Annotated in this window: 11 protein-coding genes and 1 pseudogene; 8 read left to right on the forward strand and 4 right to left on the reverse strand. The window is 34.0% G+C overall.

The features are described from left to right. A partial coding sequence (locus Q0800_RS08035; RefSeq protein ID WP_299128806.1) for a histidine kinase occupies window positions 1–2,963 on the reverse strand: 2,963 nt, incomplete at its 3' end. After that, window positions 2,893–3,645 carry a LytTR family DNA-binding domain-containing protein gene (locus tag Q0800_RS08040; protein ID WP_299128807.1) on the reverse strand — a complete coding sequence of 251 codons (753 nt, stop codon included), beginning with the start codon at window positions 3,643–3,645 and terminating at the stop codon, window positions 2,893–2,895. The genes Q0800_RS08040 and Q0800_RS08035, both read right to left, overlap by 71 nt. Window positions 3,646–4,253: 608 nt before the next feature. On the opposite strand from Q0800_RS08040, the gene Q0800_RS08045 reads away from it, so the two are divergent. After that, a complete protein-coding gene (locus Q0800_RS08045) occupies window positions 4,254–4,679 on the forward strand; it encodes a hypothetical protein (protein WP_299128808.1) in 426 nt (141 codons plus the stop codon). On the opposite strand, the gene Q0800_RS08050 is transcribed toward Q0800_RS08045, so the two are convergent. Then, entirely contained in the window at window positions 4,676–4,837 is a 162-nt protein-coding gene (locus Q0800_RS08050) for a hypothetical protein (protein WP_299128809.1), read from the reverse strand. The genes Q0800_RS08045 and Q0800_RS08050 overlap by 4 nt on opposite strands. 76 nt (window positions 4,838–4,913) lie before the next feature. Here Q0800_RS08050 and Q0800_RS08055 point away from each other — a divergent pair, with 76 nt between their 5' ends. From Q0800_RS08055 to Q0800_RS08070, 4 genes and pseudogenes are all read left to right on the forward strand, one after another. After that, complete coding sequence (locus tag Q0800_RS08055) at window positions 4,914–6,626, forward strand: recombinase family protein (RefSeq protein WP_299128810.1); 1,713 nt, start codon at window positions 4,914–4,916, stop codon at window positions 6,624–6,626. Between the two features lie 17 nt (window positions 6,627–6,643). Beyond that, window positions 6,644–6,910: pseudogene (locus Q0800_RS08060) on the forward strand (DUF2400 family protein); the annotation flags it as partial. Window positions 6,911–6,968: 58 nt separating this feature from the next. Continuing rightward, on the forward strand, window positions 6,969–7,604 hold the full coding sequence (locus Q0800_RS08065; RefSeq protein WP_299128837.1) for a histidine kinase dimerization/phospho-acceptor domain-containing protein: 636 nt from the start codon (window positions 6,969–6,971) through the stop codon (window positions 7,602–7,604). Beyond that, window positions 7,594–7,980: an ATP-binding protein gene (locus tag Q0800_RS08070; RefSeq protein ID WP_299128811.1), complete on the forward strand. Its 387-nt coding sequence runs from the start codon at window positions 7,594–7,596 to the stop codon at window positions 7,978–7,980. The genes Q0800_RS08065 and Q0800_RS08070 overlap by 11 nt, the downstream gene beginning before the upstream one ends. 26 nt (window positions 7,981–8,006) lie before the next feature. Here the strand turns inward: Q0800_RS08070 and Q0800_RS08075 are convergent, their stop codons facing one another. Then, on the reverse strand, window positions 8,007–9,899 hold the full coding sequence (locus Q0800_RS08075) for a peptidase M61 (protein WP_299128812.1): 1,893 nt from the start codon (window positions 9,897–9,899) through the stop codon (window positions 8,007–8,009). A gap of 78 nt (window positions 9,900–9,977) precedes the next feature. Between Q0800_RS08075 and Q0800_RS08080 the strand changes: the two genes are divergently transcribed. The 3 genes from Q0800_RS08080 (at window position 9,978) to Q0800_RS08090 (ending at window position 14,237) form a co-directional block, all read left to right on the forward strand. Next, a complete protein-coding gene (locus Q0800_RS08080; RefSeq protein WP_299128813.1) occupies window positions 9,978–10,985 on the forward strand; it encodes a glycosyltransferase family 2 protein in 1,008 nt (335 codons plus the stop codon). 76 nt (window positions 10,986–11,061) lie between these two features. Beyond that, window positions 11,062–12,987, forward strand: a complete 1,926-nt coding sequence (locus Q0800_RS08085; RefSeq protein WP_299128814.1) for a BatA domain-containing protein — start codon at window positions 11,062–11,064, stop codon at window positions 12,985–12,987. Then, window positions 12,984–14,237, forward strand: coding sequence for a dihydroorotase (locus Q0800_RS08090; RefSeq protein ID WP_299128815.1), 1,254 nt, complete (start codon window positions 12,984–12,986; stop codon window positions 14,235–14,237). The genes Q0800_RS08085 and Q0800_RS08090 overlap by 4 nt, the downstream gene beginning before the upstream one ends.

A 14,237-nucleotide genomic window follows, 5' to 3' on the forward strand; every position in this document is an offset into this window, starting at 1 on the left:
ATCGTAGCTGTATCTAAAGTTATCGTTACCGCTGTGCCATTTTCGAGCGATTTAATGATAATAGGGTTTTGTATATTTTGTACAAGGTTTAAACGTTCTGTAATGAGTTTAATGCCTTTGGATTGGTGTAAGGATGCTTGTTTGTTTTTCTGTAATCCCTTGCCATTGTCGGTGACTGTAAGTTGTAGTTTATTACCTATTTCAGCAATACCCAAAGCAATTTTAGGATTTACGATTTTAGTTGTAAAAGCGTGTTCAAAACAGTTTTCTATAATGGGTTGTAAAAGCAATGGTAAGATAAATGTCTCGCTAGGTTCTACACAGTCATCTATATTCATTTCAAACTGTACTCGGTTTCCAAACCTCATATTTTCAATCAATACATAGCGTTGTATGTACTGTAGTTCCTGTTCCAAAGTAATTTTGGATTGTGCTGAGTGGTCTAAAGTGGCACGCATTAGCTTAGAAAATTCACCCATAAAGTACAGTGCGTTATCCACATCGTTATCAATGATGTAGTTCTGGATGCTGTTCATTGCATTAAAGGTAAAATGTGGGTTCATCTGGCTTTGTAAGGCTTCTAGCTTGGTTGCAGTTAAGCGTTGTTCTATTTCAGCTAGTTGTTGTTGCTGTTTGTTTTTTCGCTTTAAGCGAAAGTAAAACCACCCAAACACAAAACCAGAAACCCCCAAAGAGACAAGCATCCAAAACCACCACCGTTGATATACAGGCTGTGCAATATGAATATTTAAAACGTTCCGTGAGTAAGTTGTACCATAATGCAAGTCCTTTACTAATAGATTTACTTTATGTTGTCCAGATGGCAGTAATGGTAACAGTAATTTCGGTTCTAAAAGTGCTATATGCTTATTGCCATCAATTGAATAGCTATATTCTAATTTATTGGGATACGGATGGTTAGGAATACTAACGGAAAGCAATACCGTATTTTGGTCTGGATTTAGGTCAATGGTTTTCGTGTCAACCGTAAAAGGTTGATAATTTACCGTGACCTTGTCTAGCTGTATGTCTAAGTCGGTTTTGGGTATTGCAAACTTGTTGAGGTTTATGGAATAGTAACCACTGTTTGTGCCGACAGAAAGGATGTTATCTGAAATGCTTGCATTTTGAACAAACAAATCTGTGATGCCTTGGTCTTGGTCAATGAGTATTTCCGTGCTATCGGTAACAATATTTACACCACGTTCAGTACCTATGAGTAACCTATCCTTGTTATACTTCAAAAATTGGATGGATTGTCCTTTGTAACGCTTTTGCGAAAGCGTATCAATAACAGTATTACTGTTTAAGTCATATTTTATAATCGTTCCAGAAGTTTCTGCAAGGTATGTATTTCCGTCACCATTAGGCGTGGTCATATAGGATAAGGTTTTGTCTTTAATCAAATGATTAAAGTCGTTACCGTCATAGCTAAACAACCCAATAAAACGGGATAGGAAGTAAGTAGTGTTACCTATGGTTGTGATACTATTTACATCGATTGGGGTATTGTGTTGTTGAGGTTTATAAAAAGTAAATTCTGTGGAACTTTTAAAAACAAACACGCCATTATACAAAACAGGTGCAATGAGTTTACCATCGGGTCTAACCTCAAAGACTTCGGACAAAACAGGATAGTACGCTTTGATATTGCCTAGCAAGTCAACTTTGTAAATACCCAAATTAGTTGCCACCCAAATGTTATCCTGTACTTGTTTTACTGAATGAATTTTAAATCTAGAGATATTTATATTTTCTCTCAGCCTATATAATTTTTGTAATCCTAAAATTTCAGTTGGTTTAAAATTATCTTTAGCGTGCTTTATAAAGCTTTGTGCATCAATCTTAAAATGGTTTTGCGAGGTCGTTATGCTCACTTGCTTTGCAGTTGCTAAAAGGGTTAAACTATCATTTTTCATAAATCCTATTACCTTTTCAGTTGTAGGATTGTATAATACTTTTTTGGAAACATCCACACGATACAAGCCATCATCTAGTGTTCCTACATAGAGAACATCCAATTCCTTATCATAGAGAATACTCCAAATAGCGGTGCTTGGTATTCCATAGGATTTATTTTGATTTTGGAAATTGTCAAGGTCTAATTTGTAAGCACCACCATCATCGGTGTGTGCGCCCCAGTTTGCACTGTAAACCGTATTCTCATTCACAGGTGCATAATCCCAAACGATACTTGAAGGTACAGAGCGTAATGATTTACCACCATAGATGAGATTTTCTATCTTGTAAACGTCGATGGTTTTGGGTTTACTCACGTAAGCGAGATTTCCAGATGTGCCAAGTGCAAAAAGGTGTTTAGTATTGGTAGTCTGTCCGATAGTAGGGTTGCTTGCAAGGTTTTTTATCTTGTATATACCTGCTCTAAGCGTAATGAAATAGACCTCATCTCGATACTCGAAGAAGTCTTGCACCTGTAATTTCTCGTTTGGTTCTGTAATTTCAAAGTTGGTAAAACTATCATCTTTAAGAACAGATAAACCATTCTCAGTACCTACTAGAACTGCACCATCTTTAACCCATATCTTACGGATGTAGTCGCTTATAAGTCCATTGGAAGTATCATACTTGGTAATGGTACTATCATTGATTTTAAATAGTCCTTTACCATACGTTCCTTGCCATATCGCTCCGTCACCATCCTGTTGTATATCCCATACCATTGCAGATGGTAAGTCTGGATGCGTAAAACGCTTTATTTTGCCGTTTTTTAATTGTGCTACTCCATTATCAGTACCCAACCAAATTACACCATTAGAAGCTCTTAAAATTGTACGAACGGCATTGTTAGGTAATCCATCTCGAACATCAAAATGCGTGGATGGGTATTGTTGTCCAAAACCCAGACTGCACCAAAGGCACAGAATAAATAGTCTAACTATTTTGAGTAATGGCTTGTACAAAAGAAGATTGTTTGCGATGTGATACGGGTATTCTAATGGCATTGACTAATTCAATTTGCATCGTAGCCTTATGAAAATGTTTGATGTAATTAAGATTAACCAAATAACTTTTATGTACCCTAAAGAAATTGGGTGCAGTAATTAGTTCTTCAATGCTTTTGAGCGTTTTTGAAGCAGTTATGGTAGTTCCATCTACTAAATATATCAAACAGTAATTATCGTCTGCCTGAGCGTACAAAATGTTTGACTTATTGACTAGGGTAAAACCTGTTTCAGTAGGTATGGTTAACTTTTGAAAATCAGCAGATAAATTACCTACATTATTAAGTAGTAGTTCAATACGATGTGCTTTTTGTTTAGTACTCTGCTGAGCTTCAAAACGTTTAACCGTAGATAGTAAATCAATGTAGTTTATGGGTTTGAGTAGGTAATCAAAGGCACTATACTTTATGGCTTTAATAGCAAATTCACTGAATGCGGTGGTGAAGACAACCTCAAAACTTACGGTATCGATGCTTTTTAGTAGTTCAAAACCATTTTTATCAGGCATTTGTATGTCCAAAAAGATGAGGTCTGGTCTATGCTCATCTATTGCTTGCAAGGCTTCATCTACTGAACTACATTTTGCACAAATAGCAAATTTGTCTGGGAAATACCGTTGTAGAAGTTTTTCCAGAAACTCCCTTGCATTTAGTTCATCATCAACTATTACTGTTTTAATCACGAGCCAAAATTAACATTTATTTTTACTTGTTATTCATTTGATGAGGTATCGTACCATATTTAATGATAACCGTACCTCCCTACCTGATAAACGTACTATAAATTTTTTCTTGCTGTCACCGTTCTTAGAATACCATTGATTAAAAATCGATAATTTGGATAGGATAGATTAGTCAAAAAAATTTCTAGCACTTTTTGTCAAATATTTAGATTTAAGGCAACAAAAGTCGTTTTAGATAAACTATTCACTAAAAATTTACGAATTACCTGTGTTTTTCATTGACACTTGTATGTTTTTTTACTACGATTGTAGCATTGAGTACTATTTATCCTTGTATAAGGGATTATTGTACCTAATTGTTAAAGAAAAAGAGAAATATGATAGTAAAAGATTTTTATACCACAAAAGAAATAGCAGATATAGGAAATATCTGTACTGAAACAGTAAATAGACGTAGAAGTAAATTTATAAATGAGGGTAATACCAGATTATTCAAGTTAGACCAAAGACCATATTTACATAGTTATAGATTTTTAAGTGAATTTGTTAGTGATACTGTGTATTCCATAATAGAAACTAATAAGCAAATGAAAAATACCATAGAATGCTTGAATAGTCATAGGTCATTTGAAAGAAAGTTGAGTTATTTGGAATGGGATTACTTTGTGACTATAGCCTATGAAGCGGACTTTTCAAATAAAATCTGTTATGAATTTATGAGTAAGGCTTATAGTACGATTGATGATTATGCATTTAGTGGTGATACACGTATGTTCTTTGTTTCTGAACCATTTACAAATAGGAAAGGATATCACAACCATTGTGTTGTAAAAGCAGGTGTTTCATCAGATATATTGAAACAAATGTTAGAACGCAGTGTGCCGAAGGCTAGAATAGATGTACAACCATTTCAAAGAGAAAAAGCCGGCATATTCTACATCTGCAAGAATGGTTTTAGGGGTGAGGACTGGGATATAATGGGGAATAACCTAAAAAATGACGGTGATTATCTGGAACGGATAGGAAGTGCTTAAAGCTGTTCAATACGATTGATTTTATCTCTAATTTCCTCAATTTCAAGTCTAAATCTGAGTATTCTCAGTTGATTTTGAATTGAGGATTTTTTGTTTGCATCAGTTGCTAGATTGAGTTCCGTTTGCTTTAGCCGTATTTGGTCTTGTAGTTTATCCATTTCATTTTAAAATAAATACTACCATCTATATCAACCGTATAAGCTATTTTAATATTTTTGAGTAAATTTTTATTTAATGCTAGGAATTTATTGCCGAAGAAGTGGTAGCAACGATAAGAGCGCATCAATCGAGGTGCAACGTGAAGAAGGATTATCCTTTGCAAAGTCCTTGGGTTATGACAATCCAGAGATTTATGAGGATGTAGCCATAAGTGGTACGAAAAATGAAATAAAGGACAGACCAAGTTTTGCGAGATTATACGATGATATTGACAAGGGGCGTATTACAGCAGTTTATGCTATTGACCAGTCTAGAATAGAGCGTAACTCAATGGTCTGGAATTTATTTGTTCACATAATGATTGAACGAAAATGTTTGTACTATCCTAATGGACAGGAATTTAATCTCGAAGACCCAAACAACAAATTTTTAACACAGGTTTTAAGTGCTTCAAACGAATTGTACGCATCACTTACAAGCCAGAAGGTTAAACTAGCACATTACAAGAATGTTTCTAATGGAAAGACGCACGGATTGCTGCCCTACGGCTATCAACGTGATAAAAATGGTTTCTATGAGGTTGTCCAAGAGGAAGCCGAAGTTATCAGAAGGATTTACAACTTATCTTTAGAAGGAAATGGCACTTACACCATAGCCAACATACTCAACAAGGAAAATACTCCAACAAAATTTAATCGATTTAAAGGCACGATAACACGAATAGACAAATACACCAAGAACATAACAGAACATTCCAAAGAAGCCGTTAAATGGCGTGGAAATGTAATTTACGATATGATTGTAAATACAGTGTACAAAGGAAAACGGAAATGGAAGGATGAATATTTTGATATACCTGCTATTGTTGAGGTTGACCAATGGGAAGCTGTAAACAAAAATTTAAAGAAAAATAAAAAGAACGTTGGTAAACGCCCAGAATACAGTTATTTACTTAATGGTATCATTTATTGTGGTCACTGCGGTAAGGAATATAGGGGTAAAAAACGCCCCAAAGGAAACGATAATGCATACAAGTGTACGGGTCGAAGACCACCCAATTCTAGCTGTACCCTAAGTAGAGGTATCAGTTTAGCCAAAATTGAAACGTTTATCGTGAAGCACCTATTCCATAAAGAAGATTTTAAAAAAGGTTTGTTAGAGCAAAAAACTGAAAGTACAGAACAGTCAAAACTTCAAAAAAGACTGAGTGATAAACAAAATTTGTCTGGAATTTTGGAAAAAAAGTTGAAACTAGCAGGTGAAAGATTGCTTGACCCAGATTTTACAGATGACCCGTTTGTAAAAGAAAATTACCTCAATGTCAAAAAGCAGATACAGCAGAACAAAGAAGAAATTGTAGCAATACAGGAACAGCTAGCGGTTGCAAATAATGAGACAAGAAGAGAACGCATAAAACAGATATTTGAAGATTACACGGATAATATTGACTTCACTGACCTAAAAGCATTAGTACATTCACTAATAAAAAGGATTACAGTACATTGGAATATTGACGATTTTGGAAAAGGGTATTATATATTCCAAATTGATTACAAGCTGTCTAATGAACGTTTTTTATTTACTACTAATAGGACGGCAATGAATTGGCTATTGTTAACGAGGTACAGGAAAAGTGCTACTAATGAAGAAGAGTTGCAAGAAGATAAAGAGTTAGCGCAAGAAATGGGATGGACTATCGATGACGATTTTGAAGGTCTGGAGGTCGTAGGTGGTGACTATGATTTAGGTATAAAATTGTTGAGAGATGAATTTATACATTTTGATTAGTTATCTAAATTAACTGTATCAATATGTACTTACGATGGATGGTACGTAACGATAATTCTGGAGTAGATTTTGGTATATGGAAAAGCCTCTCACCTTCTCAATTGAGTTGTCCGTTAGATGTGCATTCTGGCAATGTGGCTCGTAAGCTCGGACTCTTAAAACGTAAACAAAATGATGGTAAAGCCCTAGCTGAACTCGATACTAATCTAAGAAATTTAAATCCTATAGACCCTGTTAAATATGATTTTGCGCTATTCGGTTTGGGTGTTTTTGAGGGGTTTTAATTATGCAATAACCTCATAGAACCATCATGGTATTCCGTTTAATAATTCGCCAAGAAATATTTCATTTTGCGGTCATACCATATTGCAAGATGATATTATGATTGTTGAAGATGCTAGAAAAGATAAACGATTTATAGACAATCCGCTTGTTTTAGAACACAAACCCATATTTTATGCTGGTGTACCTCTAATAAACCCAGAAGGCTATTCTTTAGGCGCCTTATGTATTTATGACCATAAGCCTAGAACACTACTTCCACAACAAAAAGATGCTTTAAAAACGCTTTCTAAACAGGTGGTGCATTTGTTTGAGTTACGAAAGCAAAATAAAACTTTAGCAGATAGTAAAAAAGAACTTGAGTTACGCAATAAGCAACTTAAGGCTTTTGCGAGCCATGTCTCTCACGATTTAAAATCTCCTCTAGCCAATATTATGGCTTTAACAGATCTTATGAAAGACGACGAAAACAGTGCATTGTCTAACGAAACTAAAGACTATGTAAACTCCATAAAAGGATCTGCCACCATTCTTAAAGATTATATAGATGGCATTTTAAAACACTATAAATCAACAGCTTTAGTAAAGGCGAAAAAAGAAGACATAGAATTAAACACTATTTGTAAATCTATAAAACAACTATTATTTAAAGCCGGTGATAAACTCATTTATAGTAATCATAAAATTGAAAAATAGTAATAAATATGCCTTATATCAAATACTCGTAAATCTGGTAGATAATGCTTTAAAGTATAATTACAAAACAGATCGAAAGGTTAAAATTAACTATGAATCTTTAAATCAATATCATAGATTTAGTGTTGAGGACAATGGTATTGTAATACCACGTCATCAACAAGAACGGGTTTTTGAATTATTCGAAACAATTAAAAACGATTTTAATAAATCTAGCACCATAATAGGTTTTAACAGAGTTAAAAGCCTTATTAACAAGTTAGTCGGTGCTATTTTTATCTCCTCAGAAATAGATAAGGGTAGTACGTTTAGCTTTACAATTAAAAATAAAAAAAGCTTCCGTTTTGGAAGCTTTTTTTATGTTATTTTTGAGTAAAACATGTGAATTTATAACCATTTACACTATCCTTTTAACCACGCATTGCGCAATGCTTTTTGCGCATCAGTAGCATTCTTATCCTCTACTAATGATTCGCTCGTTGCAGTCGCCTTTTCTAATACACCTTGTAAGTTTATAGTTTTACCATTACGCTCTAACTCTAAACTATAATCTTGCCCTGCTTGCCAACTAAACATACCTCCTATAACTTGCTGTGCATTTTGTAATGTTAAATCTTTGCCATTTACTTTCTTTATTACATCGCCAACTTGTACGCCTTGTGCTTTCCAAAATGAATTCTTTAATGCTACAGGCGAAAAGAAAATAGCTCCCTTTTCTTGATCTGCATCAAAAATAATGTTCTGTCCACCAGCAAATATATAGTTAGTTTCAACTTCTGTTTCTCCTAAAGTTAAACCTACTTTAGTAAAAAAGTCGTTGTAATTAATTGGCACATCACCTTCTACATGTGTCTTTAAAAATTCACCTACACTTGGGTAAGTCATTTCTGTTATTTCTGCAATAATATTATCGTCTACAAATGGTTTTTCCTTCCCATATTTAGCCGATAACGCTTTCATTAAGGATAACATACTTCTATTACCGTCACTTCCTTCGCGCATTAAAATGTCAATACACATACCGATTAGTGCACCCTTCATGTAAACATTGTAATAATTAGAAGCGTAGGGTTCTTCTAATATATTTTCACTCATAATCGTAAAACTCATAGCATCATCTAAATTCTTAGATGTTGCTATTTTACCCATTATTGTATTGTAGAAAGTACTTGGTTCTACTAAACCTTCGTATACCTGAAAATGCTGTGCAAAATATTCGGTAACCCCTTCATACATCCATAAATGTTTAGAGAAGGTTGGTTTATTATAATCAAAAAAATGGACGTCTTCAGAATGCACAGATAATGGAGTTACAATATGAAAAAACTCGTGTGCCACAACATCAATAATTGAGGCAGCCAAACCTTCTTTGCTAGATGATTCTGGTAAAACAACAACTGTAGACGTATGATGCTCTAAAGCACCAAAACCTTTTGGAGCAGTCTCAGACCCGTCAGATAAATACAAATAAATATCATAACGTGGTGTACTATTAACAGCGCCTAAATACTCTTTTTGTGCTTGCATCATTTTATAAACGGTCTCTTTTTGACTTGCAGCCGTATGTACTTTATTTGGTGAATATACACTCAGCACAATCTTAATATCACCAACCATAAATTCTTCAACATCTAATTTACCATACATCATTGGATTATCCGTAATATCAAAATAGCGCTCAGCAGAATAACTGCTGGTAATAGACTTTCCGTCTGGGCTAGATGTTTCACCTCTACCTTGCAAGGCCGAAGTTCTAACAAACGTTGCTGGAGCAGTGACGTTTAAGGTATATTGATTATTTTTTAAAGAATCAAAATAACCAATAAATCCATGTAGGTTTAATACATAGTTATCGTCTTCAATATTAGTACCTGCCGGCGAAAATGGGTTTTCTCCTCCAATACCACCTGTGGACTCTATATCAAAGGTATCGTTAACATAATAGGTTAACTTATCGAGTTTTGTTGCGTTAGCAATAGTCCAAGTATTTGTATCTATTTTTTTAACCTTAAGCTCTTTACCATCATAATCTAACGCTTTTAGATCATCTACATATTTACCAAAATCACTTACCGAATAAGTACCCTGCACTACGCGTGGTAACCTGTAAGTTACAGTCTCGGTAGTAAAACGACCAGGATTAATAGTAACTGGGACTTTATCATTTACAACTGCAGTTAAATCTAAAGCTGTCTCAATAGGATTATTTAAAGCTAAATCATCTACTTTTGGTTTGGCCGATCCACAACCTACCAGAAGGGCACTTAAGCCCAAAATGGCTACAAAATTCTTCATTATAGTTATTTTTTTTTATTGAAAGACAAATCTACAATCTTTAGGTCTTAAATCTAAGGGTTTTATTAAATTCGTGCTATGTCGCAGAACTTAATTAGCATATTAATACCTTTTAAAAATACAGAAGCTTTTATATTAGAATGTACAGAATCTATTACAAACCAAACATATAAACACTGGGAAGCTATATTTATAGATGATAATTCTACCGATAATTCTCATCAAATTATAAATAAAGCTTCAAAAACTGACGCGCGCATAAAGCTCCATAAAAACAAGAGTACTGGGATAATTCCTGCATTGCAAACAGCATTTACTCACAGCACAGGGGATTATATCACAAGAATGGATAGTGACGATATTATGACTCCACATCGTTTAGAAACAATGCTAAACAGTTTATTAAAATATGGAAAAAAACATTTAGCTGTAGGACAAGTAAAGTACTTTAGAGCAGATGGTGTAAGTGATGGCTATGCGCGCTATGAACACTGGATTAATCAATTAACTAAAACCGGAAGCAATTATTCTGAAATCTATAAGGAATGTGTAGTTCCGTCTCCGTGCTGGATGCTTCATCGTAAAGATTTTATAGCCTGCGATGGTTTTAATCCCAATCGCTACCCAGAAGATTACGATTTAACATTTCGATTTTACAAAGCCAATTACAAATGTATTCCTTGCGATAAAATATTGCTCCACTGGCGAGATTACAGCACAAGAACATCTCGAACCCACGAGCATTATGCTATCAATTATTTCCTAGACATAAAAGTGCACTACTTCCTAGAGTTAGATTATGACTCTAAACGACCACTAACCATTTGGGGAGCCGGAAACAAAGGAAAAACGGTTGCTAAACTTCTTATTAAAAATAATATCCCATTTTATTGGATTTGCGATAATGAAAAGAAAATTGGAAAGCATATTTACGAACAAGAACTTTTAAATTTTAACTACATCACAGAGCTAAAGCAACCGCAAAGTATTGTAACTGTCGCAAATGAAGACGAACAAAACGACATCAAAGCCTATTTTAAAAAGCAGAACATGCACGCTATGACTGATTATTTTTTCTTTTGTTAAAATTCTCAAAAGCGAAATACTTTTATCGTTTTTCATTTTATATATTTGGCTTAAATAATAATCCTAGACCACAGGAATGCAGTTTAAACATCCCGAATTACTTTACGCGCTTTTTTTACTAGTTATTCCTATTCTTATTCATTTATTTCAGCTACGTCGTTTTCAAAAAGTTCAGTTTACCAACGTAAAATTTCTTAAAGCTGTAAAACTGCAAACACGCAAAAGCTCGCAATTAAAGAAATGGTTAACGTTGTTAACTCGCATGTTCATTTTGGCATCTGCCATTATAGCATTTGCACAACCTTTTATACCAAATACCGAGAATTTTAATGACACCCAAGAAACGGTTATTTATTTAGATAATTCCTATAGTATGCAAGCTAAAGGAAAGAATGGAACACTGTTAAATGAAGCTATACAAGATATCATTAACACGTTACCAGAGGATGAAGACTTTAGTCTCTTTACAAATACTCAAACGTTCAAAAACACCACAATTAAGGCCTTAAAAAATGATTTAATTCAGTTGAATTTCTCACCGACACAACTCAATTATGATGCACTTATATTAAAAGGAAAACAATTATTTTCAAAAGATGGTACGTCTACTAAGAATCTTGTACTGGTGTCCGACTTTCAAACAAAAGACACTCCGTTAATATTTGAAACGGATAGTAGTTTTAATCTAAAGTTAGTGCAACCTAAGTCGGTATTAGCAAGTAATATTAGTATTGATAGTGTGTACATAGCAAACACCACAGCAGAAACCTTAGATCTTAATGTAAAACTCTCTAATCAGGGAACATCTGTAGAGAATGTTACTATTTCATTATTTAATGAAGAGACTTTATTAGCAAAAAGTGCGGTAGATATTAATAATAACGCAGAAGCCACTTTTACTATACCTAATAACATTATAATTAACGGAAAATTAGTTATTGAAGATGTTGGATTGCAGTATGACAACACATTTTATTTTAATATAAGTGCGAAACCAAAAATTAAGGTGTTGGCTATAAATGAAAATACGCCTGATAATTTTTTAAGACGTATTTATACGACTGATGAATTTAACTATCAATCATTTAATCTTAAGGCTTTAAATTTCAATCTCATTCCCGATCAAAATTTAATAGTTTTAAATGAACTCGAAACAATTTCCGAAGCCCTAAAAATGGCATTATACAGGTTTAAAGAAGATGGTGGACACATATTAATTACACCATCAAATAGCATAAACTTAGGTGCTTACAATCAACTATTTAAAACTTTAAAAATTCCATACTTTAAAGCGTTATACAATACCGTAAAACGTATAACGACAATTAATTATAATCATCCGCTTTTAACAAATGCGTTTTACTCTAAAGTCACAAACTTTCAATACCCAAAGGCAGAACGATCATATACTTTAACATCTACAACTAATAGCATTTTATCTTATGAAGATGGTAGTCCTTTTTTATCAGGAAATTTTGGAGCATACGCTTTTTCGTCTGCGTTAAACATTAAAAATTCAAACTTTAAAAATTCACCATTAATTGTACCTGTTCTATACAATATTGGTAAACAAAGCTTAAAATTACCAGAGCTTTATTACACCATAGCACAACCCAATAAGATAGCCGTAAATGCTACTTTGGGTCAAGATGATATATTAACATTATCCTCTGATGACGCTTCGGTAATTCCGTTGCAAAAAACATACAGCAAGTCTGTAGTCTTAGAAACTGAAGATTATCCCAATACCGCAGGAATTTTAAATGTAAAAAATAAAGAAACCCTTTTGCAGAAATTAAGTTTTAATTACAAAAGAAACGAGAGCGATCTTAATTACCATGATATTGAAGCCATTAAAGGCGCTTCTGCAGACAATAGTTTAGCTTCAACTATAAATGACATAAAAAGTAACACAACTATTAATGCACTATGGAAATGGTTTGTTATTTTTGCGCTAGTATTTTTAATTATAGAAATACTTCTACTAAAATATCTTAAATGAACGCACTCATAAAATCTGCCACTATCGTTGATTCTAAAAGTGATTTTCACAACGAAACGGTAGATATTTTAATTGAAAAAGGCCGTATTTCTAAGATTTCTAAGCGTATTTCTAATTCTAATAATTACCAAGAGCTAGCATTAGACAACCTTCATGTTTCAAAAGGTTGGTTCGATAGTAGCGTATCCTTTGGTGAACCTGGCTATGAAGAACGCGAAACCATAGATAATGGTCTAAAAACCGCTGCGGAATCTGGTTTTACCGCTATAGCCTTAAATGCCAACTCTAATCCTGTGATTGACTGCTATGCAGACATTACATTTGTAAAATCTAAAGCTCAAAATAAAGCGACAAGCCTCTACCCTATTGGTGCTTTAACCATGGCTAGCGAAAGTGAAGATTTAGCAGAACTCTACGATATGCAGAACGCAGGAGCTGTGGCATTTTATGATTATCAAAAACCTGTAAGTAATCCTAATCTAATGAAAATTGCACTACAATACGCAAGCAATTTTAATGGATTAGTATGTTCTTTCCCTCAAGAATCAAAGATATCGGGATTGGGCATTGTAAATGAAAATATTAACAGTACACGTTTAGGCTTAAAAGGAAACCCTTCGCTAGCAGAAGAATTGCACGTATCCAGAGATTTATTTTTGTTAGAATATACCGGAGGCAAACTCCACATCCCAACTATATCCACAGAAAAATCCGTAGCACTGATTAGAGCCGCAAAAGCGCAAAAGCTAGACGTTACTTGCAGTGTAGCCATTCATAACCTAATTCTTACAGATGATCGTTTAAATGATTTTGATACCAGATACAAAGTACTACCGCCATTAAGAACTCAAAAAGATTGTAATGCTTTAATAGAAGGCTTAAAAGATGGCACAATAGATATGGTAACCACAGACCACAATCCAATAGATATTGAAGATAAAAAGTTAGAATTTGACCATGCCAAATACGGAACTATTGGTTTAGAATCTGCTTTTGGTGCGCTTCAAACAGTTTTCACTACAAAAAAAGCAATTAGTTTACTCACTCAAGGCAAAGCCCGTTTTGGTGTTTTACAAAACACTATAAGCGAAGGTGAGACGGCTGACCTCACACTGTTTAATCCTGAAAGCACTTATCAATTTGTAAAATCAGATATAACCTCAAGATCTAAAAATAGTGCTTTCTTAGGTATGACGCTCAAAGGAAAAACCTACGGTATTATTGCCAACAACAAAATCGTCTTAAAGTAA

Origin of the sequence: uncultured Winogradskyella sp., assembly GCF_937958655.1 — a bacterium.
Lineage (GTDB): Bacteria > Bacteroidota > Bacteroidia > Flavobacteriales > Flavobacteriaceae > Winogradskyella.